The 23751-nt window shown below is 44.2% G+C and carries 25 protein-coding genes; 15 read left to right on the top strand and 10 right to left on the bottom strand.

Annotation, left to right across the window (positions count from 1 at the left end; translation table 11 throughout):
- Positions 1 to 145 precede the first annotated feature (145 nt).
- The gene (locus tag KFE96_RS09615; protein WP_255832405.1) at positions 146 to 1537 is read left to right on the top strand and encodes an aminotransferase class V-fold PLP-dependent enzyme; all 1392 of its coding nucleotides are present in this window, start codon (positions 146 to 148) and stop codon (positions 1535 to 1537) included.
- Between the two features lie 316 nt (positions 1538 to 1853).
- Complete coding sequence (locus KFE96_RS09610) at positions 1854 to 2519, top strand: hypothetical protein (protein ID WP_255832404.1); 666 nt, start codon at positions 1854 to 1856, stop codon at positions 2517 to 2519.
- A 370-nt stretch (positions 2520 to 2889) separates the two neighbouring features.
- Here KFE96_RS09610 and KFE96_RS09605 read toward each other — a convergent pair whose 3' ends face one another.
- Both KFE96_RS09605 and KFE96_RS09600 read right to left on the bottom strand, forming a co-directional pair.
- Positions 2890 to 3132: a hypothetical protein gene (locus tag KFE96_RS09605; protein ID WP_255832403.1), complete on the bottom strand. Its 243-nt coding sequence runs from the start codon at positions 3130 to 3132 to the stop codon at positions 2890 to 2892.
- Between the two features lie 115 nt (positions 3133 to 3247).
- Positions 3248 to 4684 carry an amidohydrolase family protein gene (locus tag KFE96_RS09600; RefSeq protein WP_255832402.1) on the bottom strand — a complete coding sequence of 479 codons (1437 nt, stop codon included), beginning with the start codon at positions 4682 to 4684 and terminating at the stop codon, positions 3248 to 3250.
- A gap of 90 nt (positions 4685 to 4774) precedes the next feature.
- Between KFE96_RS09600 and KFE96_RS09595 the strand changes: the two genes are divergently transcribed.
- Both KFE96_RS09595 and KFE96_RS09590 read left to right on the top strand, forming a co-directional pair.
- Positions 4775 to 5308: an RNA polymerase sigma factor gene (locus KFE96_RS09595; RefSeq protein ID WP_255832401.1), complete on the top strand. Its 534-nt coding sequence runs from the start codon at positions 4775 to 4777 to the stop codon at positions 5306 to 5308.
- A complete protein-coding gene (locus KFE96_RS09590) occupies positions 5301 to 5876 on the top strand; it encodes a hypothetical protein (protein WP_255832400.1) in 576 nt (191 codons plus the stop codon). Before KFE96_RS09595 ends, KFE96_RS09590 begins: the two co-directional genes overlap by 8 nt.
- A gap of 26 nt (positions 5877 to 5902) precedes the next feature.
- Here KFE96_RS09590 and KFE96_RS09585 read toward each other — a convergent pair whose 3' ends face one another.
- Both KFE96_RS09585 and gdhA read right to left on the bottom strand, forming a co-directional pair.
- Entirely contained in the window at positions 5903 to 7288 is a 1386-nt protein-coding gene (locus KFE96_RS09585; protein WP_255832399.1) for a pyridoxal-dependent decarboxylase, read from the bottom strand.
- 239 nt (positions 7289 to 7527) lie between these two features.
- A complete protein-coding gene (gdhA, locus tag KFE96_RS09580) occupies positions 7528 to 8871 on the bottom strand; it encodes an NADP-specific glutamate dehydrogenase (RefSeq protein ID WP_255832398.1) in 1344 nt (447 codons plus the stop codon).
- A gap of 258 nt (positions 8872 to 9129) precedes the next feature.
- Here gdhA and KFE96_RS09575 point away from each other — a divergent pair, with 258 nt between their 5' ends.
- The 4 genes from KFE96_RS09575 (at position 9130) to KFE96_RS09560 (ending at position 13657) form a co-directional block, all read left to right on the top strand.
- Complete coding sequence (locus tag KFE96_RS09575) at positions 9130 to 10530, top strand: S41 family peptidase (protein ID WP_255832397.1); 1401 nt, start codon at positions 9130 to 9132, stop codon at positions 10528 to 10530.
- Positions 10531 to 10566: 36 nt separating this feature from the next.
- A complete protein-coding gene (locus KFE96_RS09570; protein WP_255832396.1) occupies positions 10567 to 11262 on the top strand; it encodes a response regulator transcription factor in 696 nt (231 codons plus the stop codon).
- A complete protein-coding gene (locus KFE96_RS09565) occupies positions 11246 to 12490 on the top strand; it encodes a HAMP domain-containing sensor histidine kinase (RefSeq protein WP_255832395.1) in 1245 nt (414 codons plus the stop codon). Before KFE96_RS09570 ends, KFE96_RS09565 begins: the two co-directional genes overlap by 17 nt.
- A 63-nt stretch (positions 12491 to 12553) precedes the next feature.
- Positions 12554 to 13657: a type 1 glutamine amidotransferase domain-containing protein gene (locus tag KFE96_RS09560; RefSeq protein ID WP_255832394.1), complete on the top strand. Its 1104-nt coding sequence runs from the start codon at positions 12554 to 12556 to the stop codon at positions 13655 to 13657.
- 82 nt (positions 13658 to 13739) lie between these two features.
- Here KFE96_RS09560 and KFE96_RS09555 read toward each other — a convergent pair whose 3' ends face one another.
- Positions 13740 to 14675 carry a hypothetical protein gene (locus KFE96_RS09555; protein ID WP_255832393.1) on the bottom strand — a complete coding sequence of 312 codons (936 nt, stop codon included), beginning with the start codon at positions 14673 to 14675 and terminating at the stop codon, positions 13740 to 13742.
- A 131-nt stretch (positions 14676 to 14806) separates the two neighbouring features.
- Here KFE96_RS09555 and KFE96_RS09550 point away from each other — a divergent pair, with 131 nt between their 5' ends.
- The 3 genes from KFE96_RS09550 (at position 14807) to KFE96_RS09540 (ending at position 16411) form a co-directional block, all read left to right on the top strand.
- The gene (locus KFE96_RS09550; RefSeq protein WP_255832392.1) at positions 14807 to 15256 is read left to right on the top strand and encodes a MarR family winged helix-turn-helix transcriptional regulator; all 450 of its coding nucleotides are present in this window, start codon (positions 14807 to 14809) and stop codon (positions 15254 to 15256) included.
- Positions 15257 to 15272: 16 nt separating this feature from the next.
- Positions 15273 to 15677 (top strand): GFA family protein, encoded by a 405-nt coding sequence (locus KFE96_RS09545; protein ID WP_255832391.1) that lies wholly within the window; start codon positions 15273 to 15275, stop codon positions 15675 to 15677.
- 131 nt (positions 15678 to 15808) lie between these two features.
- Positions 15809 to 16411, top strand: a complete 603-nt coding sequence (locus KFE96_RS09540) for a hypothetical protein (RefSeq protein WP_255832390.1) — start codon at positions 15809 to 15811, stop codon at positions 16409 to 16411.
- A gap of 117 nt (positions 16412 to 16528) precedes the next feature.
- Here the strand turns inward: KFE96_RS09540 and KFE96_RS09535 are convergent, their stop codons facing one another.
- Positions 16529 to 17752 carry a retropepsin-like aspartic protease gene (locus KFE96_RS09535; RefSeq protein ID WP_255832389.1) on the bottom strand — a complete coding sequence of 408 codons (1224 nt, stop codon included), beginning with the start codon at positions 17750 to 17752 and terminating at the stop codon, positions 16529 to 16531.
- 125 nt (positions 17753 to 17877) lie between these two features.
- Between KFE96_RS09535 and KFE96_RS09530 the strand changes: the two genes are divergently transcribed.
- Positions 17878 to 18372, top strand: coding sequence for a hypothetical protein (locus KFE96_RS09530; RefSeq protein ID WP_255832388.1), 495 nt, complete (start codon positions 17878 to 17880; stop codon positions 18370 to 18372).
- On the top strand, positions 18372 to 18578 hold the full coding sequence (locus tag KFE96_RS09525) for a helix-turn-helix transcriptional regulator (RefSeq protein ID WP_247018381.1): 207 nt from the start codon (positions 18372 to 18374) through the stop codon (positions 18576 to 18578). The genes KFE96_RS09530 and KFE96_RS09525 overlap by 1 nt, the downstream gene beginning before the upstream one ends.
- Before the next feature lie 40 nt (positions 18579 to 18618).
- Here KFE96_RS09525 and KFE96_RS09520 read toward each other — a convergent pair whose 3' ends face one another.
- The 4 genes from KFE96_RS09520 to KFE96_RS09505 are packed head-to-tail and all read right to left on the bottom strand — an operon-like array spanning position 18619 to position 22867.
- Positions 18619 to 19032, bottom strand: coding sequence for a DUF1330 domain-containing protein (locus KFE96_RS09520; RefSeq protein ID WP_255832387.1), 414 nt, complete (start codon positions 19030 to 19032; stop codon positions 18619 to 18621).
- 53 nt (positions 19033 to 19085) lie between these two features.
- Complete coding sequence (locus KFE96_RS09515; protein ID WP_255832386.1) at positions 19086 to 20147, bottom strand: NAD-binding protein; 1062 nt, start codon at positions 20145 to 20147, stop codon at positions 19086 to 19088.
- Positions 20148 to 20193: 46 nt separating this feature from the next.
- Positions 20194 to 21669, bottom strand: coding sequence for an oligosaccharide flippase family protein (locus KFE96_RS09510; RefSeq protein WP_255832385.1), 1476 nt, complete (start codon positions 21667 to 21669; stop codon positions 20194 to 20196).
- Position 21670: 1 nt separating this feature from the next.
- Complete coding sequence (locus tag KFE96_RS09505) at positions 21671 to 22867, bottom strand: glycosyltransferase family 4 protein (protein ID WP_255832384.1); 1197 nt, start codon at positions 22865 to 22867, stop codon at positions 21671 to 21673.
- A 183-nt stretch (positions 22868 to 23050) separates the two neighbouring features.
- Here KFE96_RS09505 and KFE96_RS09500 point away from each other — a divergent pair, with 183 nt between their 5' ends.
- Both KFE96_RS09500 and grxD read left to right on the top strand, forming a co-directional pair.
- Complete coding sequence (locus tag KFE96_RS09500) at positions 23051 to 23284, top strand: BolA/IbaG family iron-sulfur metabolism protein (protein WP_247018372.1); 234 nt, start codon at positions 23051 to 23053, stop codon at positions 23282 to 23284.
- Between the two features lie 123 nt (positions 23285 to 23407).
- Entirely contained in the window at positions 23408 to 23740 is a 333-nt protein-coding gene (gene grxD, locus KFE96_RS09495) for a Grx4 family monothiol glutaredoxin (RefSeq protein ID WP_247018369.1), read from the top strand.
- Positions 23741 to 23751: the final 11 nt, after the last annotated feature.

Genomic DNA, 23751 nt, shown 5'->3' with positions numbered 1-23751 from the left:
GGTGTAAGTTTAAAGGTCACCATCTCGCCATTAACGGACCCCTAATTCACAAAATAAGTGCTAGCTGCGTTTTCTGGTAATAATGTCTAGCGCATCGCATACACGGCAATTTGGATAACATAATCAGGGTATAGAGATCAGAAACATGACGAATAATACAGCATTATTTCCGAGTTTTGAGAATATGGATGTAGTGGAAAATCAGCTAACAAAGAAATTACAGAAACTAAGATCTGCACCTAGGGGCCGCTCTGCCACGCCTAATAATCCATCTGAAACATGGCGGTCAATTCTTGCAGACTTTACTTTCGACCAAGCAACAAGCCTCGATGAATTAATGGATTGGGTGCTTTCATCTCTCGATGATGGCATTGTTCAAATGACGCATCCTGGTTATCTAGGTTTGTTTAATCCTGCACCAACGTTTCCCTCCGAATGCGCTGACCGAATTGTTTCTGCTTTTAATCCTCAAATTTGCGTTTGGTCACATGCGCCTAAAGCTGTAGAAATTGAACAACATGTAATTAGGCAGTTAACAAAGAGAATTGGACTACCTGATGGGGCTGACGGTCACTTTACTAGTGGTGGAGCAGAAGCAAATTCTACTTCCGTACTAAGCGCCTTAACGGCTAAATGCCCTGAATATGGCGAGAAAGGTGTGGGTGCGTTTTCTGGCCGTCCAATCATCTACGCGTCTGCCGAAAGTCACCTTGCATGGTTTAAAATTGCACATACGGCTGGAATAGGAAGACAATCTGTTCGGTTAATATCTACCGATGGTGCTGGTCGCATGGATACAGCGGCGTTGGAACGAGAAATCAAATCTGATATTGCCGCAGGACATGTTCCTACAATGATCGCCGCTACAGCTGGTACCACAAATGCTGGTATGGTCGACCCGTTACCTGAGTGCGCAGAAATAGCCAACCAGTATGATGTTTGGTTTCATGTTGATGCAGCATGGGGCGGCGCAATCATTGCCTGCAAAGAAAATCGGCATATTTTGGCGGGAATAGAAAAAGCAACTTCCGTTACGATCGACGCCCACAAATGGTTTGCCACAACGATGGGGGCTGGCATGTTCTTTACATCCAGACCTAATGTTTTAGCCGAAGTCTTTCGAGTGAAGGCGAGTTATATGCCAGAAAGTGACGCACAAAACGATTTTTACGTAAATAGTGCGCAATGGTCTCGACGCTTCGTTGGTCTAAGATTGTTTTTATCACTAGGAGCCGCAGGTTGGGCAGGATATTCAGATCACGTTAACCATTCAATTCAATTAATCAACGAATTGACTGCTGGCCTAATAGCTTGTGGTTGGACTAGAGAAAACGATTCCCAGATGGGTGTGGCTTGCATGACTCCCCCTGAAGGCTCAGGTGCTGTGCAACAATATGTTTCCCGAGTACAAGAAAGTGGACAATACTGGGTTTCGGTCGCTCAATTCGAAAGCCGTCCTGTTCTTCGTGCATGCTTGACAAATGGTAGAACAACTTCTTCTGATATCACTGGTCTGATCAAACTGCTTACGAAATAACCTATATATTCATATAACCCCAGATACGAAAAGCAATCAGTTCATTTGGGCCGGATAATTTATCTCCGAAGGCGTGTGGGCCGGGTGAATAAAAGAAGGGCAAAGCGCTTCAGGTTGTAAGCCTGATCGATACATATTTAAATATATGATATTAATATATAATTTATTTTATTAAGAATTTTTGTGTGAGTTTCATAGTTCTAACTGGCAATATTAAATAACACCTGCTTTAATATTATTAATAACAATACACTCCGATAAGCTGTATAATACGTTCTATAAAAATCCATATATTAACAAAATTATAGATACAATTATGACACCGAAGCCCACCGAACGTACTCTTCCTCATATTTTAATTGAAACCTCATCTATTATTGAACAAAGCACGGCATCAAATTTTGCAGATATCATAAACAATAAAGGGTTAAGCTTAGAAAAGAAACGTCGTGAACATGCCGAAATGTTTGCAACAACCGAGTGGTTTATACCCACCGCTATAGTTCTATATATTACAAAACCATATTTTGAATCTTTCTTGAAAGAGATGGGCAAAGACCATTACCAGCTCCTAAAGAAGGGCCTTAAGTATTTATTTAGTGAAGCATACAAATACAAAATTAAAAAAATAGCCAGTTCAGGGTCTAAGAAAAAAATTTCATCCGACAAGCAATATAGCCTCGGATTATCACTATTTTTCCAAACTCACAATCTTGGTGTAATCAAATTTCTTTTTGAAGAAGAGATGAATACTGACGACGCACAAAAAGCTATCGATAGAATTACAGCATTCATCATTGCCCTAAACGAAGGCAGCATTGAGGAGAGTTTTGTATCCAAGATGATTGAGCGAAGAAGCTTCGGCGAAACTATTTTAATGAGTTATGAAGCCGCAGCAGACGAGTTTGTAGTCTTAGATGTCAGAAGAATGGTAACTGCTGAAGATTACCCTCGTATCAGTGGTACATCTATAAGCAAATAAAATAAACTCATGAAGACTTGAGCCCCTTGTGAGCGAATGGTCAAGCTGGTTAGGTGGCTGATATGTGGCGTTAGCCAAATGTCAGTTTATGAGCCTGATATGTATATATGATGGAACTGTATCTTATTGAACTCAGTGAAAAGTTCTGCTTTTGGATAATATCCTATGTATAACACCAGTATTAATGGCATCTCAGGGTTATTAATCATAGAGATTGTTATTTTCATCAAGCTTGCAGTTAGTATTTCGATGAAAATAACAAGTTCGCTCTGACATTCTTAATAAACATCACAACAAACGCCCGCGGGAAATACTATTCCTGCGGACGTCAGAAGGCCTTAAGCTCCTGTGCTTCAATAGTCAGATAGCATTATTGCGCCGAACGAAAAGGCCTCATAAATGCTGCTAATACTTTCCGGCGTGCCTGAAACACTGCAACACCGAAAACAGATGCCGCTATCCAAAAGCCAATCTCTGTTACAATCGCTGTCGCTGTAACCAAATAGATGACAGTTTGATCATCTAAATCTAACAGTAATCCGGCAATCATAGCGCACCACATAATACCTGTTACAACAGCTGCCGCGATAAGGATAATTTTCTTCTTAAGCATAATTCGTCTCTTCTTTTTTGGGTTCACAATGCCCATGGCGAACACTCTTTCGAGTAAATCTGGCTCTACGGGCGGTTAAGTTAACGTTTGAATTTTCGGATAGTTTTTGGCTTGATTATTGGCCTGCCAGGTGACCATTTTGCATCACCCACAAAATGCCCCTCGTCGCCCTGATATCCGCGTATGGATTGTCTTTCAAAAGTACCAAATCAGCTCTTTTACCTGCCTCAACAGTGCCGATTTGATCGCTCAAGCCAAGTAGGGCTGCGCCATTTTTGGTGGCAATTGTAATAGCATCACGCGGCTTGATACCCGCTGCCACTAACAGTTCCAGTTCCGTATGCAAACTCTCACCCGGAACAACCCAAGGGTTATTCGCATCTGTTCCTGCAGTTAGCGTTACACCTCTATCAAAAAGCAGTTTTGTAAATTCTTGCACCCGCGGCCAAACGCTTTTTGCATAGTCAAAATCCTCTGAAGTCCAGCCAAGGTTTGCGTTGAAGAAATTGGTCCAGTTATCAACCAGTTCTGTTCCAGCATCTACAAGCGCCGGATTTTTGATGTAGCGATCATCGTTTCCGTATGTCATCGCATGGAAAAACACGAGTGTAGGATCGATAGAAACGTTGTTCTGCTTTAAGGTATCAATCATCTGTTTGATAGCTGGCGAGTTAAAATCGGCAAGCTCAAACCATTTCAGGATCGACGTGGTTTTCATTGATGCATCATGATACTCATCGCGCTTAGCTGCAGGAAGAAGCTCAGCTGAAGCAGGAATAATATGAACGATGGAATCGATGCCCAGTTCCGCAGCATCTGTCCATGTTGTCGCCTGCAAATGACCAGTTACCTTCAGGTTTCGAGCATGGGCTGCTTCAATACCTGCGCCAAGCATCTCTTCGGGCAATGTGTTATATAACTTAATCCAGTCAACACCCGCGTCTGCCTGGCGGTTAACTTCATCCTTCATGGTCTGAAGATCTTTAACAGCAGTTGTCAGATTTTCGAAAACCGTTGTGTCAATTACCTCGCCAGCAACCTGCAACATTGGTCCAGAAATTTCTCCAGCTTGCTGCTTAAGCTTTGTAGCCACTGTAATTTCAGTTTTACCACCAGGATCGCGAGCAGCCGTCACACCGTATTTCAAGAGCGAAGCCATCGTATAATCTGCAATCGCATGAGACGGTGCCTGGGACGGTACCGGAATGCCCTCTTCTATCTTTAACGCAACAGGCCCCACAGCTGTATGAACATGGGTATCGATCAACCCTGGGATAAGATACCCACCCTGCGCATCAAGAATTTTTGCCTCTGTATTCGTTCTGACAAAATTCCGCATGCTCTGAATTTTAAGTATACGCCCTGCACTAATGGTAACAGCCTGATTTTGCTTCACATCGCTGGCATCCCCAACGATGACGTGCGCGTTGGTGATAACAAGCACATCGTCTTTCGCTTTCCGAGCAGGTTCATCCATGGCGGTTGATCGCACTGCAAAAGATAATAGGCATACGCATATTTTCACGGTAAAAATTATAGCTTTATACTTCATGACTAACTCCTTCGTGTCTGCCCAAAACAGTCAGCCCGAAAAAAAGTTTCTTTCATTTGAAAGGATTTTTTTCTTCAGCAGACTAATAATGTGTCGGAACAAGGTCACAGGGCTGAAAACGTGAAAGAAGCGGTTAAATTTGAAGAGGTAGTTCAAGAGCATGGGGGCCTTTTATGGCGAATTTCCTGTAGCTATGAACGTAACCCGGATTTGCAGCAGGAATTACATCAGGAAGTACTGACAGCCGTCTGGCGTGCTCTTCCTAAATTCAGGTCAGATTCCAAGCTAAGTACTTTTTTGGCTCGTATCGCCCATAACCGGGGCCTTAGCCATGTAGCTAAGGAAGCCTCCAGCCCTACGAGCGTGGAGATTGATCCCGGCTTTCCTTCCGATCAACCCAGTCCGCTTGAAGAAGCTGTGGCAGGAAACAGGCTAACCTTACTTATGGCAGCCGTTCATCAGCTCCCAATCAACCTAAGGCAGGTTATCACTCTCACCCTCGAAGGTTTTGCCCCGAGAGAGATAGCTGACGTACTTGGCGAAAACGCCAATACAGTATCCATCAGACTAACTCGCGCGAAACAAATGTTGCGCCATGATCTAAAGGCACTCGCAAATGACTGAAAATGATACCAACAATTTTGATGATATTGCTCAGTTATGGCAAACGAACGAAACCTCAGACGAAACCATAACCGGTAAAGATGTTAGACTTTCCCTGTGGGCTCAATATTGGGTATTCGCACTTGAAACCATGATTTCATTGGCAGGTTTTGGCTTTGGCCTCTATTTAGCCATCATCAAAGGCAGCCTTTTTGTTGGCCTGAGCGTAACTGCTTTTTCACTTACCGCGCTGGGTTTCAGCTTATGGGCCAGACTTGTTGAACACAGTGTGGCTACAGGAGCTGTTAAAGCAGAACTTGCACGAGCACTAACTATCGCAGAACGCAGGTACCGCTGGGCCTGGAGCGGTGTTTTCGTATGTGCTGCTGCTGTCCTATTTGTGGCTGGGTTAATGTTTAACCAATTCATACTGAGCACACCAACCTTGGAAGAATACGAAGCCTCCATAAGCCTCTATGTGTTCGCACTCGTGTATATCAGTGGTTTTATCATCGCATTAGGCATTTTAATTGACCGTGCCCGGCGCAGCCTTGCCTCGTTGCAGACACTCGCAAAAGAGCTTGGATAAGCGGCCCTCAGGGCCGCCTATAATCCTTAGTAGTTTACAGCTTGCTTGGGCGCGAGGCTGTGCTTTTCAACAAAGGCTTCAATCGTTTTAAAGAAGTTCATGATGTCTTCTTTTTCATTGTTTGCATTGATAGTAACAAGACGAATGAAAGTATTACCCTCAGAGGAACCATAACCTACTGATAATTCTGATTTTTCATACAGCAGCGTACAGATATCTTCTGCTGGTATGCCTTTATAATTGAAGCATACAGAAACCGTATCATCCACGCTGTAATCAACGTAATCCGGGTTTTCACTGATATATTGTTTTGCAGCCTCTGCCAGTTCAAATTGCTTATCAACGATTTGTGCCAAACCGTTTGTACCAACGCTCTTCCAAAGCACCCAAAACTTCAGCGCATCATTCCGGCGTCCACACTGGATAGATTTTTTACCCAGATTAAATTCATCATGATCGGTTTGGTATAGGTATGATGCGTCATTAGAAAAGGAATCATAAAGATGCTTCTTATCCTTCACCAAAATCAGCGAACAACTGAGCGGCGTGCCAAGCATTTTGTGCGCATTCACTGAGAATGAATCAACACCCTCAATACCTTCAATCAAGTGTCTATATTTATCGCTGAACAGAACAGCCCCACCATAGGCGCCGTCAACATGTAGCCAAATATCAAACTCTTTTGCAATTGCCCCGGCTTCAACCAGATTATCATATGAACCAAGAACCGTTGTTCCTGCCGTACAGTTGATCAACACCGGCTGGCAACCCGCCTCAATATCATCCTGAATAGCTTTCCGGAGAGCGGCCATATCCATCCGCCCTTTATCATCGGTTTTAATTTCACGAACATTCTTGCGGCCAATGCCAGAGAAAGCTGCATTTTTAGGGATGCTATAGTGGCTGTCCGCAGAGGTATAAACTGTCAACTTCTGCTGCATGCCCTCATATCGGATTTTTTCACTGAAAGCATCACGCGCCATCACCATGCCCATAAAGTTGGTCATGGAACCACCAGGAGCCAGCGTACCGTCTGATGCATCGCCCCAGCCAACCATCTTGCACATTTCCCGCACGATGGTTTTCTCTACGCCAATCTGAGGGCCCGCGGCCTTATAGGTATACATGCTATTATTGAGGATAACAGAGAGCAGATCCCCAAGGATTGCTTTATCCTGACGCCCACCAAAAAGCTGATTAAAAAAGGCGTTCGTAGCTGTACGAGGTGTCGCAAAAACAAGCTCTTTCAGAGATTTCTCAAGCTCCGCAGAACTGATCCCTTCTTTCTGTAATTTAAGATCGAGATGTTCATATAACAAAGCTGACGGAATATGTTCTGCCATTGGGTTCTTGGCTTCATCGGCCAATAGTTCACCCACCAACCTGTTAAAAATCTCTAGAGTTTGTTCCATTATACTCACACACTAATTTTTACATTTGTCATTGCTCGTTATTCAGCAATGATGAAGCTAATCCATACGAATAATTCGGTAAGTGATACCTAATATGCGCCAGCATATAAATTAAACACTATGTTATCGCTGCAAAACTGCTGACACTTAGAACATATTTTCAATCAAAAGCGCAAACTTATAATTTTATAAAAAACGGCCCCTCAGGGCCGCCTGTTCATAGATTATATTTTTAAAAGCTATGCAATACCGTATGCAAGCATTGCATCTGCCACTTTAATAAAGCCCGCGATATTAGCACCTTGAACGTAATCAACCTTACCGTCACGTTCTCCGTGTTTCACACACTGGCCGTGGATATCATTCATGATGCCCAGAAGCTTATTCTCAAGCTCTTCGCTTGACCACGCAAGGCGCATGCTGTTCTGAGACATTTCAAGCGCTGAAACGGCCACACCGCCTGCATTTGAAGCTTTACCCGGAGCATAAAGAATGTTGTTTTCAGCAAACAAATGTACTGCCTCTGGCGTACACGGCATATTTGCGCCTTCAGAAACCGCAATACAGTTATTTGCAGCAAGTGATTTGGCATCTGCTTCATCAAGCTCATTCTGAGTTGCACACGGGAAGGCAAGATCAGCTGCCACACCCCAAGGTTTTTGCCCTTCAAGGAATTGTGCACCAAGTTCCACAGCAATTTCAGACAGACGCTGACGTTTGTTGATCTTCCGGTCTTTAATGATCTCAAGCAGGTCTTGCGTCAGGCCATTCTCAAAATAGATACCACCGCCAGAATCTGAAAGAGTAAGAACCGTGCCTCCTAGTCGCATGATTTTCTCTGCGCAGAAAATCGCCACATTACCGGAACCTGAAACCAGACATTTCTTGCCGCTAATAGACCCGCCGTGCTGCTTCAGCATTGCTTCCATAAAGTAAGCATTGCCGTACCCTGTCGCTTCTGTACGGATCAAACTGCCGCCGAATTCCAAAGCCTTACCTGTTAGTACGCTTTCAAACTGGTGTGTGAGGCGCTTGTACTGGCCAAACATATAGCTGATCTCGCGAGCACCTACCCCGATATCTCCTGCCGGCACATCTGTATTGGCACCAATATGCTGGTAAAGCTGTGTCATGAAAGATTGACAGAAACGCATAATCTCGCTGTCTGATTTACCCTTAGGATTAAAATCAGAACCACCTTTACCCGCACCAATCGGAAGCGTTGTCAGACTATTTTTAAATGTCTGCTCAAACCCAAGGAACTTAAGCACGCTTAAGTTCACTGTTGGAGAGAAACGAAGACCACCTTTATAGGGCCCAATTGAGTTATTGAACTGCACCCGATACCCACGGTTAATGCGCACATTGCCTTCATCATCTTCCCAAACCACACGGAAAGAAATCACTTTATCCGGCTCAGTCATGCGCTCAAGGATATGGGCATCCTTATATTTTGGATTAGCGTTGATAAAGGGAATAACAGATTCAGCAACTTCCTTAACTGCCTGATGAAATTCAGGCTCGTTAGGATTACGCTTGACCAACCCGCTCATGAAATTTTCGATGGTTAAATCGTCATACATATTGGTATCGCTTTCTTTAGCTGCCTATAACCCCCAACGCCAATTTTGGGTAATAGCTTTGTTCAATTGCAGCTTTCAATTTCTGCAAAATTAGTTTCGTACGCAACCATACTTTGTGATTACTTAAGGAAAGTTCAACGGGCTTTATCTTTGTTTTATAAGAATAAATCATTTGTGTTCTGCTGTGATCATTCTTGACAAAAGCTTCACACCCCGGCGGCTAGCATCGTCGAGAATTCCACGACAGGAGACTTGGCAATGCGGCGCACAGCCTTTTCATTGATGATAACAGCATGCTTTTTAACGGGCTGCTCGGAACCACATTTAGAGATATTCCCTCCACTTGACGATCCGGCCCTTATAGAGAAGAAAATAGCACCTGTTGATCTTAGAGAAGATATTGATGCCTTTTATTTTGGTGCGCTTGAAAGGCACCCTGATCTAGTAGGTTATGCTGATATTCCAGCTCTCGAAGCATTAAGCAGCTCTTTGAAAGCCAATATTACAAAGCCTTTAACACGCCTTGAATTTTTCAGAACCGTTGGGCAACTCACACATACTTTTGGTGATGGGCATTCCATGCTTATCTGGCCCTATCAGGAATATGAACGGTTACAGGAAACAGGCAACAAACCCTTCCCTTTCCGAGTTCATATTGATCAGGAAAATCAATTACTGATCAAGAACAATTACCAAACACTCTCCGGAGAGAATATTACTGCTGGCAGCCGCATTACAGCAATAAACGGCATATCAGCAGAAACCTTAATTGATAGCATGCAGCGGTATGTTGGCGGAGAAACTGAATACCTGCGGAAGCAGTTTGTTGCAGCGCGCTTCCCCATTTACATATGGGCAGTTCACGATGTGATGAACGACTTTACCCTTAATCTGGAAACAGAGAACGGCGGCACTTATTCACTGGCCATATCAAAAAATCAGGCATGGCAGGAGATCGGTGAAACGGAAGAAGAAAGCCGTGATTTCTACTATAAAAATCTAGGTAACAACACAGCTTACCTTCATGTTGGCCATTTTGATATTGACCCAGACTGGTTTGAAGAATTCATTGATGAAGCCTTTGAAAGCTATACAAACACTGGGGCAACATCTCTTGTTGTCGACGTTCGAGCAAATACTGGTGGCAATACTGATACCGCCCTTTATCTCTCTCGTTATCTGGCAAATAAACCGTTTCGTATGGTTTCTAAAGTTCGGGAAAAATTGAATTCCGATAACCGTGGCTGGTTCAATTATAAAGGCAACGCAGGCGATATTATTGATACTGATTGGGACGACTGGATTGACCCTATGCCTGAGGGCAAGCGCTTCAGAGGCGAAAAATATGTGCTGATCAGCCCTATCACCTATTCATCAGGTATTGTGTTCGCGTCTACCATGAAAGATTTTAGCTTTGCGACACTAATCGGGCAAGAAACTGGCGGCAATGCCAACCAAACCGCCCAAGGTAATCTCTTCAACCTGCCTCATTCCCAATTGCGTGCCTATATAACTACACGCATGCTCGTGCGCCCAAGCGGGGCCAACACGCCCGGCGGTATCAAGCCTGATTATGAAGTACATGCAACACAGGCAAGTCTTCAAGCCGGCGAAGATGTAGAGCTAAATCAAGCCCTTGAACTTATTAGAAGCAAATGATCTAACTATGATGATCATTCCAATAAGGGAACGCTCGTGAGCCATCTACGCATTCTAATCGTTGAAGACAACTCCGCTATCGCAGAGCAGCTTTATGACTATCTCAGCGATCAAGGGCATATAGTTGATTATGCGGAAAATGGGCACCGGGCGCTCTCTATTGCACAGGCACACGATTTTGATGTGGTCGTGCTTGATCTAATGTTGCCTGATATAGACGGTATTGATCTCTGCAGTCAGCTCAAACAGCAATCTCGCATTAATATGCCTGTTCTTATGTTAACGGCGCGCGATAGCCTGTCTGACAAGGGCGACGGTTTTGCAGCCGGCGCTGATGATTACCTAACCAAGCCTTTCGAGCTTGCAGAAGTTGCCATGCGGTGCGAAGCCCTTTCCCGGCGACACCAACTGCATAAATCATCCCTCATCACGGTCGGCGATCTAGTGATTAACCCAGGAAAACGCTCTGTAACCCGTGCAGGACACATCATTGAGCTTAGCGCTACAGATTATGAAATCCTATGGCACCTTGCAGAAGCATACCCCAATGCAGTGAGCCGAAATGAACTTGTCAGCAAGGTATGGGGTGATGATTTCCCTGATAGCGACGTTTTACGCTCTCATATCTATACCCTTCGCAAATCCGTTGATAAGGCATATGATATTGCTCTTATTAAAACCATTCACGGGGTTGGTTTCAAACTGGAAGCGACTGATGGTAAAAAAGCATAGTATTCAAAGGCGTATCTATCTTCTATTTGCCAGCTTCACACTGTTTACCTGCCTTGTATACAGCATGCTATTACTCGCATATTCATGGGTGGTCGAGGATAATGTCTTTAACCGCATCGTATCAGATGAAGTTCAATACATTGAACAGCAGTTCGCCAAAACCGGCTTAATCAATGCACCCAGATCGCAATTTTTAATGCTCTATGAAGGCTGGAACAAACTCCCCGAACCAATCTATAAAGAGCATCTTAAAGACCCCGACAAAATAGAATTCACCTATGCAGGCAACACCTTGCATCTAAGCCCACTAACGCTCGGACAAGATACCTATATCCTTGTCGCTGATGTCAGTGCTTTTGAGGTGGGAGGAGAATATCTACCCTATGTTTCCTTATCGCTTATTCTTGTGTTGGCCATTTTTTCAGCGCTTGCTATCGCATTCGCTTGGCCCGTTGCAAGTGCTGCTTCCAAACCGCTTATCGAACTTACGGAAAAAGTAGAAACCCTTAATTTAAAAGCATTTAAACCGGGTTTTGCCAAGCCATTTCCAGATAATGAAATTGGCTATCTCGCCAGTGAAATTGAACGCAGCATGCTGCATATTCAAACTGTTTTAAAACGAGAGACTGATTTCACCCGCGATGCAAGTCACGAACTGAGGACACCAACCACTATCCTTAAAAACCTTGCGGCTCAGATTGAAACAAATACACCTCTGTCCGCGAAGCAGCATGCCCAGTTTACTAACGCTGTAAAAGATTTAGAGCAAACGATTGATACTCTGCTTGCGCTAGCGAGAGAGGAAACTCAAAAGCTTGAGACCATAACGTTCCTTCATGCACTAGAGAACGCTATTCTCAAAAACACCGAAATTGCCAACACAGAAGCATTTCAACTGCATATTGAAGTGCCGGATACCCTGGCAGTGACAGCTAACGAACAGCTCCTTTCCCTGCTTATCAATAACCTGCTTTCAAACGTGCTGGCTCACAGCGCAGAAAAACAGCTTACAATCCGCACGGATGGTGATGAAATTATCTTTGAAAATCCAACTACAATATATCCGGTAGAAAACCCTCTTCACGATCGCAGCAAAAGAAATGATAGTAGCGGGCTCGGGCTTGGGCTTTATCTAGTTGAGCGCATCTGCACCTTGTTTGGCTGGACAGTATCTGTTTCTACAGAAAACAATATGTTCTCAGTACATCTCAAATATAAAACACCCTGACCTTCACATAAGCTCGACACACCCTCCTCTACCATCTTCAGAACGACAGAAAAGGAGGAACCCATGCGGTATATATTATCCCTGTTTATATTGCTTTGCACGGCATTCGCTAGCTCAGCTTCAGTGCAAGAGAGACGTGTCGCGATACTTGTTTCAAGCTACGGCGAAGAAGGCCGTGAAAACCTGAGCTATGATTTAGAAGAACTCGCGCAAGCCTATCTGGTTCTTTATGAAAATGGCGTAAAGATAGATATTATCAGCCCAAAAGGCGGCCCTGTTCTTGTGCATAATAAAAAGGATGATCTGCCGTACATCCAAAAATTCAAAAACGAAACCCCTGCCCTGAAACAGCTTGGCGCAACACTCGCCAGCGATACTGTAACGAGCGAAGATTATGATGGTATTCTGGTGGTTGGCGGTGACGGTGCCATGTTTGATCTACCAGTCCATGAACCAACAACATTTCTGATCAATGAATTCGCAGCAATTAACAAACCTATCACTGCTGTATGCCACGGGCCTGCAGCTCTTGTGAACGCAAAAGCTGCTGATGGCAGCTATCTTGTTTCTGGCAGACACGTAAACAGTTTTACCAACCTTGAAGAACAGGCATTTGGTGGAGACGTTATTGATCAGCTTCCTTTCCTGCTTGAAGACAAGCTCAAGGAACGCGGCGCCATTTATATGAAAAATGCACCTATGCTGCCATATGTGGCGGTAGATGGTTCGCTCATCACCGCCCAAAACCCAATGGCTGTTGCAAACGCTGCAGAAGCTTTGCTTGTACAGCTTGGTATCACACCGAAAGAACGCCAGCTTTTCAAGGATGAAGCAACCATGAAACTGGTGCAGGAAGCACGCATATCTGGCCCATACCTTATTGATGTTGCCTTGAAGAAATCGCCAGAGCTTTATGATCTTAACTATTTAGCGCTGTATGGTTTCTACAGTTACAAACTTGCGGAAAGTGATGAAGCCAAGAAACTTGAGCTTGAAATCATGCAGGCCGTTAGCAGGCACTTCAGTCATCCCATGTATTCCTATGGCTTAATCGAGGCCCTCAATGAACAAGGTTACCCAGATAAAGCCCATGCTGAATTCAACCGCGCCACCACCATGTATCCTGAAAGCCAGGAACTACAATCTCTCCGCACCTTGTTTGAGTAAACTCTTCCTTTAACTCAAACAAGTGCATGCTCACTGCGCCTTCCATGCAGAGGCGTAGTGAGCAACTTATTACCCAATCATACTATTTTTCTGAAAGCCGCCGCTCTGCACCAACAGCATAAATAGCAGACCTTACACGAAGCATGGGATCCTCTGAAGCATCAAAGCCCTCAGTCACCAGTGTTGGGTCAAAGTTCATGCGGTCACACGTACCATCTTCTTCCTGCATTACATTGGTGACCTTCAGCTTTGCAGCAAGTATCTTGGTGTTGTCGTCAGACCATTTAATAGCTGGGTTAAGGATATCATCCCCTTCGCTAGCAAAGGAAATCAGCATATCCCAAACCACTTCCCCCTTTTTCAGATTGGCCTGTATATTTTCAAAAAAGAAGCTTTCTGTAGGTTCAATAACAAGCCCTTGCTCGCCTGACGGTACAAATGACCACCGAACTGCGGACCTGCGGCCATCCTTAGCCACCAGATGGAATGTGTTAATGCTGTTATACACAGCACCTTCATAGGTTTTCAGTTTTTTCGTTATTTCAGCATGGTAAGCATTATAGAATTTAAGCTCAGGGTGCTTTGCCGCAAATGCTGCCGTGGCTTCTGGCCCCGCCGCTTTAGCTCTCAATAATTCAATAAAAGCTTCTGTCGTTGAAACGGGGAAGAAATGTTCCGTATTCATGTTCATGATATGCTTTTCACCATTCGGCGCTGAAATTTCAAAAGCTAAACCATAATGGCCGGGCGTATCATCCGCGGGGTTCGGCTTACCGCCTTTATGGGAAAGGCGTCCCCTGACAGTAGATTTTTCCCTAAAAATAGGACTGTTGCTATGTTCTTGGATAGCACTTCCTTGGGGTATAAACTCACCCGTAAAGCAAAAACCCTTGGTATGGTTACGGCGCTTGCCGTTTGTTACGCCAAACAACTGCTCAAACGCTTCAAGATTTTTCTGTGCAGCTACACGCTCATCTGCTGCAATGGGCATAGAGGCCAGCGCCACTGAAAGTGCCATTGTACTTCCTTTTAACATGATCAGTTATTCCACTTAATTCGTGTACATACTATTCGTATATAAACATTTTGAATATCAATAATCAAATGCTAACTAAAAATGGAAGGTTGAGTTTATACAAAGGACACACTGTGAGCAGACACCCACAGCCCAATATCCCTGATGATCTAACGCTGGATAAGCAGCTTTGTTTTGCTGTGCATTCAGCCTCGAACGCTATTGATCAACTGTATCGACCGCTTTTGAATGAACATGGTCTGACGTACACCCAATATATCACTCTGATGGCGCTCGCTGAAGAAGACGGCATCACAATCACAGAACTGGCTACAAGAATTGGCGTGGGCAAAGCGACCATGACCCCTCTTCTGCGCCGCCTGGATGATAAAGGCTTAATTTCACGTACAATTCCGGAAGGTAACGAACGGCAAAAAATCATTGAGATAACTGATGCTGGATTAACCTCTCTTGAGGGCAGTTGCTATGTAACTGATAAGGTATTTTCAGAAACTGGCCTTACAGACAGTGAAGCGGAAAACCTTATTTCTCTCTGTAAAAAGCTCATAAAAGCATCCAAATAAGCTGAGGGCCAAAGATATGCCACAAGGGAAATGTAATTGCGGCACCGTTAACTTTAGAGTGGAGACGGAGCTCACACAGATATTTATGTGCCACTGCTCTATATGCCGCAAATCCTCTGGCAGTAACGGTATTGCAGTCGTCATTGTGCCAAATACAGAATTTCACTGGCTGAGCGGCAAAGACAATATCACACACTGGAAAAAACCTGATGCTCATGATTGGGAAGGCTGGTTCTGCAGAACCTGCGGCTCGCCCTTACCCGGCAAAAATGATGACGCTCATATATTTGTCCCCGCGGGCCTGTTTGGTGAGGACATAGATCATCTGAAAGTGACCCATCACATATGGGTGGGCTCAAAGGCTGGCTGGGATGAAATAGGCGGTTTAGGGAAACAGCATATGGAAGCCTTTAAAGGCTGAAAATCTTATTACCTGATGCCTTCCCTTTTTCAAAGCAAACTCGCGACTCGCCAGAAAAGAGAATTTATGCTACCACTCTTCTTCTAATATTTTTTATCCATTGTTTCGAGTATTACTCAAAGGGGGAAACCATGGAAGAACTGGAAGAAAAACTACTTAAGCTGGAAATTGACGAGAAAGAAAGAGACTTAAAAGACCGCGACAAACCTCGCTCAAAAGCCAGCCATGTAAATGACTTCTTAAAAACTGCAAGCTCCGTTATAGCACTGATAGCGGGTAGCGTAGCCTTATGGCAGCAGATGGAGAACAGTCAAAAGCAGACCGAAATCAAAGATTCACAAACATCTATTACTTCGACCCAGCAACGCTTAGATAAAACTCAGTCGGAAATTGAAGCTCGACAGAAACTGCTTGATAGGAATGATAGACTTTCTCAGGAAAACACTCGTATTAACGGCTTATGGATTCAATATACATTAAAAGACAAAAATATCCAATGTTCGGCCATTCCTGTACCCAGAGTAGATATCGAAACGAAAGATGAAATCACCATGAATCTTTGGGACAACTATGCAGGTTGTTTAGCTTATTTCGAAAGCAATGATAAGCCCGGCAAGGTGAAAGGCAACGCCCTTCATTTCGATTTCCAAAAAAATGTAACCAATAAGGCTCGATTTAAATGTTTGAGTTCAGCTGAAGTTGGTCTCAACTACTGTAAAGCTGTATCGAAATAGATTAAGGCCTTATTAGCTCTCTATTTTCATTTCTAAACATTGATATCTATAATCTTTTCTCACAGTCCATTGATCTAGTTTTGAGCGGGTGATGTTAACTGGCTTTAAAATCCACCTCTAGTTTACCGGAGGGTTCAGTACATTCGCAGCTTGCAATTTATAGCAGAGGTCAGCATTGCAAATTTCCAGTATTTCGCTGGCCTCAACATTCAAGAGCTTATCAATTTCGTGTTTGGAGAAACCCGCCACATTATGTCCGTTTACATGAGTATAGATACCAGCCTGAACCCCAGCTTTCTCGGCAGGTGAACTCGGTTTAATGCTTGTTACATGCATCCCTTGTTCATGCGGATAAGCTGATATCCCGGTATAGCCTGTTGCATATGGTTTAAAGCTATCCTCAAGCGCCTCAATGATAAGTTTCTCACCAGAATAATCCACCGTGTACCTAAAGCGTTTTAAGAAACCATGCCCTATTCTGCCATGCCTGCCTTTGGTAGAGCTGCCTTTTGGCGCGTAAACTGTGCGAATGTTCTCTAGCCGTTGACCTAATAGAATGGCATCGGTTGAAGCACGCCACACCACCTTCGCTTTCCCTTGAATACCACGGGAACTACTTATCCAGCCATTTTTTATGGCCTTAATGGCTGGATTACTCCCGGGAATAAGAGAAAGAAAAAAAGACGATCCCGTATCAAGATGCAAATTGGCATCAAAGAAAACACCGTCCTCCTGCGCTAACGGCATATCAACAAATGATGTTCGCCCGCCTGAGAATGCGGTCGCACCATTCACTGAAAGAGGAAATACATCAAAAGCGTCATCAGGCTTATAAGTTTCAGGGTTTGACAGCGTTACAGTTTTTGCCTGCGCATCAAACGTAACCATGTAGCGAGAAAACAGGTCATAGCCAATAACCCCATCAATAGGATATTGCCGCCCTAGTGCAAGACCTTCCGAAACGCTTGCGGGAAACGCTAAAACTGTCATTCCCTCAAATTTCAGTTCCCCAAAACTAATGGTTATGTCCTTCACCTTTTTGGTTTTTGGTTTCTCTCCCTCTCCTGAACCATTTGGAGCAAAAACGCTTTCAACACCCTTGATACCTAAGGATTGTGCCTTTTCATGCATAAACAGTCCCGTGAGTGTTGAGCCGGTATCAAGCACAAACCGAAAACCGGGCTTCCCATTTACTGATGCTGTGACCACTGGAAATCTTGGATCTTCCTCCATTTTCAGCACAATTGGTGCCGCAAGTGGTTGGGGTGTGATTTCAATATCCAGATTATCTAAATCCGAACAACCAGTGAAAATCACCATAAGGCCCATTAAAAATGGCACCTTAATAATCTTACTACGCCGGTAGCATTGCATTTTTTATCCTCGCAGTTATTATACAGGTTACTTCATGCTTAATAATTATAAATTAATATAAAACATGAATTTTTATATAAAGGACATTAATCATGAGTCACTTTTCTGTGATAGCAAGACTTCTAAGACTGTTATCAATATTCGGGGCTATATTTGTTCTTCTGCAGCCTTCGCTTACACTCGCAGCAGTTACGATAGGTGCTGAAACTGTAGACCTAGGGCCGGTGGTTTTCAGATCCCCTGCGGAGATAACTTGGTGGAAAGCCATTTTAAGCTTCCTGCCTAATGCAATCGTAGCTTGGGGACTTGTTCAATTATCCCTGTTCGGTAAGCATTTGACGCTGGGCGGGCGTTTCACAAAAGCCGTTAGTGACAGCTTGCGCAAAGCATCATTTCTCTTCGTAATTGGCGTAGTAATTTCCTGGCTTGTAGAGCCTGTAATCAGCAACCAATCACTTGTTGGTGCATTCGTTCAGCTACTGGAAAATCATGGCCTTTTACTTTTGATCAGCTTGGCATTTACGCTTGTTGCTACACTGCTGAATGAGGCAAGAGATATTGAGGCAGAAAATAAGGAGTTTTACTAATGCCCATCAAAGTGACCTTAAATGTCGTGATGGCGCAGCGTAATGTGAAATCCAAAGAACTCGCCGCCTACATCGGTATGTCCGAACAAAATCTATCGATATTAAAAACCGGTAAGATCAAGGGAATGCGCTTTTCTACCCTTGAAAAAATATGTGAATATTTAAAGTGTAAGCCGGGGGATATTATGGATTATGAAGAAGAATGAGTTTGCCACATAATCCATAGCTTCATTTAGCATTCAGACACTAACCAAAAACATCCTCGCCTTCCACTTCATGGGTGCGAAGCAAACGGCTGTCTGCTACCGCAGCTTGCCTGTGTTTCACTGCAATGCGGTAGTCAGGGTCTGTTACCATTTCAAGGAAAGCACTCGCCGTCGGATAACGTGCAACAAAAGCTATATCCCATGCCTCAGCCGATGGCCCAATCAACATAACTTTGGGCTCACCACGCCAAATAATTGTACCCCCTACACGCCTGAAGATCGGACCGCTATCACGGCCATAGGCCGCGTAAGCTTCAGCGCCTGAACACTCGGTACCATCCTCATATTTAGCTATCTCTTTAAGCTTGATAAGATTGAGCATATTAACAGGTACGTCACGTGGTAAAGCTTTAAAGGCATCGAAAGCTTCGCGTTCCGGGTCGACATGTTTCATTGGGTTCTCCCTCTATCTATTCGTAAACTAGAGGGAGGACTTCACTTGGCAAGTTATGGGCCGAAGATCGCCTCAAGTTCTTCTTCGGTACGGTTATGAAAACGGCACCAATCTGCCATCACAGCATTATCCGTTACTCTATTAAGTGCATGAAAACCTGGGGCACGTCCTTCCAAAAGATCATTTAGTGCCACAGTATGAGCATAAAAAATCGGATCCAGAAACTTCATCAGGGTTGGTTCATTTTCGGTAAAATTCACTGGTACCTTAGCACCCAGAATATCGCTATCTTTAAAGTCATAGCCGAACTCGTCCTCAGCGCCAGCATTGGCAAGCAGTGGGCCATTCAAGAATGCCGAAGTATCATAGCTTCTACTAATAATGTCTTTCAGACCTGTGGCTGTAATAATTACATCAGCAGAACGCGCTAATGTCTCCACTTCATCGGCCTGATCAGCGCTTACAACCTTCAGATCACGATCTGTAGCCACCTTCAGCCGCTTTTCATCCATCTCAGCAATAGTGATATCATCAGTGATGGTTTTAAAATAATGCGCAATCCCGCGGCCAACCTTACCAAACCCGAAGATCATGACCTTTGCATCCGTCAAATCACGTCCTGCAAGGTTCACAATCGCCCGGTGCACCCCCTCTCCTGTTCCCAGACAGGTTTCAAGCTGCTTCAGGCGTGTATCATCCACAGAGATAACAGGGTAAGGCGTATGAGCATTTTGGTAAGCTACGGCACCTGTACGAGTCAGTTCTACAGCGCCTAGTTTGGCCGTACAGTTTTCAAGAAGTTCAGCCCCACAATCCATCAACACATCAAATTCGCCACTTATTTCATGAACAGGCTTGTATGGAATTTTGTTTTCTTCAAGCACCTTGAGCGCATAAGCGTCAGGTGTGCAAAAGCTAAAGTTTGAAACCAGTAAGTCAGCACCGCCTTTTAACAGGCTATCCACCTTGATAAGTGTCGTACGTGTAAGCGGAATATCATGAGCGATACGCAACCCTTTATAAGGCTTCGTATCTTGCACCTCATCGCGAAGCCTATGCATAAAAGGTGCTACATCAGCTCCAAATTCCTGATAAATTGCCTCTAACGCTGACATACCTCAACTCCCTACTTCATAAACCTGATCGTTCATACAGGATGTATCACGCAAGCTTCAACATCTTGAAGGCTTTCTGTTCCAAACCATCGGGCCTTCCGGAAATCATCCAAATCAAATACAGTGCCACGGCATAACCCGAACCTCCGATAACTCCTCCAATCACAAACTGGAGCCAGGATTCCGGGACATGAGTAAAAATAGGCCCTGTGGCTAACAAATAAATCACTGCCATAACCATAGACGCAACTAAGGATCTAGATATCTGGGTTATTGCAAAACGCCACTTCACATGAACATTTTTTATAATGAAGTAGAATGCAGGCAAAAGCAGTGCGAATGAGGCAATAGATTTAGCTGCTATTGCACCGTAGATACCGAAAAACAAATAGCCACAGATTACGGATGGCACAAAAACAATCACTCTCACCCATTGTAAGAGAGAGAGCATTTTAATATGCCCTTCAGCCTGATACACCTGACCAAGGCTGGCATACACACCTTCAGCAAGCGCAAACGGTGCCGCTAACTGTAGTGCAAATATAAGTTCAGGCCAATTGTCCCCAAACAAGGAAAGAACAAAAGGATCAGCAATTAGTACAAGCCCAAATGCGATAGGAAAGCAAAGCGCGATCATCGCTCCAACTGCTTTTGCGTATGTCTCGGCAATAAATTCTTCGCCCTGCTCTCGGAGTTTGTGCAGGCCCGGCAAAAAAGCGCGGCCAATTGGTAAAATCAAATTGCCAATTGGCAACATCACCAAATCCAACGCCTGAGAGAAAACGGCCAATTGGCCCGTTGTACCAACCTTGGCAATTGAAATACGGTCGATCCGGTCTTCCGCAAATTTTGCGATCGCTTCAACACTTATCCATTTGGTAATCTGCCAAATTTCGCGTTCTGCCTGCTTGTCAGATTTAAACGATCGCCCCCAACACATGATATAACTTAAAACAACCCGCAAAATACCAGCTGCAACAAATCCCCAGACAATCGCCCAAATATTCCTAAGCCACACGACCAGTGCAATAGTTACCAAAATGCGGCCTACACCAACCACTGTCTCAAAAATAAAGTCTTTATGATATTGAAGTTCACGCTGGAACGAAACTACCCAAGAGCTTGCTAAACCTTCAAAAACTAAAACCGCGCCAAGAACATAAAGGGAGTTCTTCAAGCTTTCTTCTGCGTAAAAATTAGCAGCAGGTCCAGCCGCGAGCGCAACAATAACACCTGCCACCAAACCGCCTAACAGGCGAAGTTTAAAAGCTGCCCCATAATGTTCGTCTCTTAGATTTTGAATACGCACAAGAGAAGTGCGAACCATGCTATCAAGGAGCAACTGTAAAATAGCCACAAGAGAGATAAGAAGAACAATCAACCCTACTTCAGCTTTAGTAAGGATACGGGCATATATAGCTACGTTAACGAGCCCCAAAAGCCGTACAATAAGGCGCATGCTTACCGCCCAAATAGCACCACGGGCTACTTTATCTCCAATATTTTCTTTAGCTACAGCCATGCTAATTATCTGCTACCAGCTTTTTAAGTTCAGCGATAAAGTCGTTTGTTTTTTGCTGCCATCCTTGAGTTTGCGCATGCTCATATGCCTGAATGGTTAGCTTTTCGCGATATTCTTCATTCGTCAGCAATTGAATAAGCGCTTCAGAAATGTTCACCGGATCTTCGGCATCAATTAAAAGGCCAGTTTGTTCATGGATAATCACATCAACAACACCTCCGGCATTCCCCCCAATGCTTGGAGTTCTCATTGCAGCGGCTTCGAGAAACACCAACCCAAATCCTTCTGTATCTCCATCAGGCATAGTGCGGTTTGGCATAATAAAAATATCAGCCATACCGTACCATTTTTTCAGGTTATCAGTATTTACCCATCCCAGAAGCTCCACACTGCTATCGAGCCCCAGAGTTTTGATTTGAGAGGAAAGCTTTTCTTCAAGCGGGCCACCGCCAGCAATTTTTAACTGCGCACCTGGTACTTTTTCAAGCACTGCAGGCCAAGTTTCTATAAGCCTGTCAAAGCCTTTCCGGGCAACAAGCCAACCGCATGCGAACACCAACGGAGTATCTGTCAGCTTATGTGTTGCACGCACGTTACTCATATCAGTGCCATCAAAGAGATCTAGATCAACACCGTTTGATTGCAGGCGAATGCTTTCTTCAGAAATACCGTATCTGGCTTTAAGAATACCCACTGTAAAGCTACTTACAGCAAAAATACGGTCCACACTCGCAAGGCTCGCAAAGCGGCGTTCCATTGCCCGGGCAGAATAAGCTTCCTGTGAAACTTCTTCACCGTGAATAAACAAAGTTACTTTAATATTACGCTGCTTTTTAACCGCAGAGCCTAGCCATCCAAGTGTATCAAGCGCGCCTATACAGAGCGTGTCGAAACCGCCCTCATCAATTAGTTCCAAGGTCTTTTCAAGGACGATGCGATTAAGCTGCCACGCACTTACTTTGCCTAAAACCCTGTTTCGGAGTGAGGGTTCCCTGTCCCTGATAGGCCTTAATTCTTTAATACGGTGAATTTTGTATGATGCAGCCTCATCAAATTCCTGCCAGCCTTCAACCTCAGAGCCATCGACGTAATCTGTGTGCGCTGTAAGCACTTCAATAGCCTCGCCAGCGTGGCTAGCGAGTGCATCATAAACTGTTAGAGCGCCCCCAATGAGTGGCTTGTAATGTGTTGTAACCAAAAGGCATTTCATACCAATCGCTCCGAAAACTCAGGGGAACCATAGCAGATGAAAATATGATTAACACCGGATTTAATAATTATTTTCGTTAAGTTAGCGCTTTCGCCTCGCTTAATAGGTGACGAAGCCATTTCTGCCCTGCTATACTGATTCCAAACTTAGGAAGTTAGAGGTATTTTTATTATGGCAATGCTGTCAGACGATATTATCGCCCTTATCAAGGAAGATATGCCAGGTGCGAAAGTGCGCATCGAAGACCTGCGCGGTGATGGTGATCATTATGCTGCGTTTGTTGAGTATGAAGGTTTCCGCGGCAAATCCCGCGTACAGCAACACCAGATGGTTTATAAAAGCCTGAAAGGCCGCATGGGTGGTGAGCTCCACGCCCTTGCCCTTCAGACAACTGTACCTGAATAGGCTTTAAGCCCTGTTTTTAGAAATTTAACCAAAATAGTATGATTTTAGCTTTCTCCCCTTGGAAAAGAGGCATCAAGCCCTTATCTTACAGCTAAAATCCGGCAAAATTTAAGGAATAAAGTAATGAGTGATAACCCAGCGTTTGATCAAATCAAAAGCCTCGTATCAGAAAATGATGTATTTCTGTTTATGAAGGGTGATCCAACTTTCCCGCAGTGTGGTTTCTCATCTGTAGTAAGTCAGGTTCTGATGCACCTTGGTGTAAAGTTCCAAAGTTTCAACGTGCTTTCAGACATGGAAATCCGTGAAGGTATCAAAGCCTATTCAGATTGGCCTACAATCCCTCAGCTCTACGTAAAAGGCGAGTTCGTTGGCGGCTGTGATATTGTGAAAGAAATGTTTGAATCAGGTGAGCTGCAGCAGCTGCTGAAAGACAACAACCTGATCGAAGCATAAGCTTCTAACAG

This window comes from Kordiimonas sp. SCSIO 12603 (assembly GCF_024398035.1).
Classification (GTDB): Bacteria; Pseudomonadota; Alphaproteobacteria; order Sphingomonadales; family Kordiimonadaceae; genus Kordiimonas.
This window is presented reverse-complemented; position numbering and strand designations above follow the sequence as displayed.

What these genes read in the sequence shown, in the direction of transcription:
- KFE96_RS09615 (WP_255832405.1), top strand. Translation starts at nt 146, where the DNA reads ATGACGAATAATACAGCATTATTTCCGAGTTTTGAGAATATGGATGTA.
- KFE96_RS09610 (WP_255832404.1), top strand. Translation starts at nt 1,854, where the DNA reads ATGACACCGAAGCCCACCGAACGTACTCTTCCTCATATTTTAATTGAA.
- KFE96_RS09605 (WP_255832403.1), bottom strand. Translation starts at nt 3,132, where the DNA reads ATGCTTAAGAAGAAAATTATCCTTATCGCGGCAGCTGTTGTAACAGGT.
- KFE96_RS09600 (WP_255832402.1), bottom strand. Translation starts at nt 4,684, where the DNA reads ATGAAGTATAAAGCTATAATTTTTACCGTGAAAATATGCGTATGCCTA.
- KFE96_RS09590 (WP_255832400.1), top strand. Translation starts at nt 5,301, where the DNA reads ATGACTGAAAATGATACCAACAATTTTGATGATATTGCTCAGTTATGG.
- KFE96_RS09585 (WP_255832399.1), bottom strand. Translation starts at nt 7,288, where the DNA reads ATGGAACAAACTCTAGAGATTTTTAACAGGTTGGTGGGTGAACTATTG.
- gdhA (WP_255832398.1), bottom strand. Translation starts at nt 8,871, where the DNA reads ATGTATGACGATTTAACCATCGAAAATTTCATGAGCGGGTTGGTCAAG.
- KFE96_RS09575 (WP_255832397.1), top strand. Translation starts at nt 9,130, where the DNA reads ATGCGGCGCACAGCCTTTTCATTGATGATAACAGCATGCTTTTTAACG.
- KFE96_RS09565 (WP_255832395.1), top strand. Translation starts at nt 11,246, where the DNA reads ATGGTAAAAAAGCATAGTATTCAAAGGCGTATCTATCTTCTATTTGCC.
- KFE96_RS09560 (WP_255832394.1), top strand. Translation starts at nt 12,554, where the DNA reads ATGCGGTATATATTATCCCTGTTTATATTGCTTTGCACGGCATTCGCT.
- KFE96_RS09555 (WP_255832393.1), bottom strand. Translation starts at nt 14,675, where the DNA reads ATGGCACTTTCAGTGGCGCTGGCCTCTATGCCCATTGCAGCAGATGAG.
- KFE96_RS09545 (WP_255832391.1), top strand. Translation starts at nt 15,273, where the DNA reads ATGCCACAAGGGAAATGTAATTGCGGCACCGTTAACTTTAGAGTGGAG.
- KFE96_RS09540 (WP_255832390.1), top strand. Translation starts at nt 15,809, where the DNA reads ATGGAAGAACTGGAAGAAAAACTACTTAAGCTGGAAATTGACGAGAAA.
- KFE96_RS09530 (WP_255832388.1), top strand. Translation starts at nt 17,878, where the DNA reads ATGAGTCACTTTTCTGTGATAGCAAGACTTCTAAGACTGTTATCAATA.
- KFE96_RS09525 (WP_247018381.1), top strand. Translation starts at nt 18,372, where the DNA reads ATGCCCATCAAAGTGACCTTAAATGTCGTGATGGCGCAGCGTAATGTG.
- KFE96_RS09520 (WP_255832387.1), bottom strand. Translation starts at nt 19,032, where the DNA reads ATGAAACATGTCGACCCGGAACGCGAAGCTTTCGATGCCTTTAAAGCT.
- KFE96_RS09515 (WP_255832386.1), bottom strand. Translation starts at nt 20,147, where the DNA reads ATGTCAGCGTTAGAGGCAATTTATCAGGAATTTGGAGCTGATGTAGCA.
- KFE96_RS09510 (WP_255832385.1), bottom strand. Translation starts at nt 21,669, where the DNA reads ATGGCTGTAGCTAAAGAAAATATTGGAGATAAAGTAGCCCGTGGTGCT.
- KFE96_RS09500 (WP_247018372.1), top strand. Translation starts at nt 23,051, where the DNA reads ATGGCAATGCTGTCAGACGATATTATCGCCCTTATCAAGGAAGATATG.
- grxD (WP_247018369.1), top strand. Translation starts at nt 23,408, where the DNA reads ATGAGTGATAACCCAGCGTTTGATCAAATCAAAAGCCTCGTATCAGAA.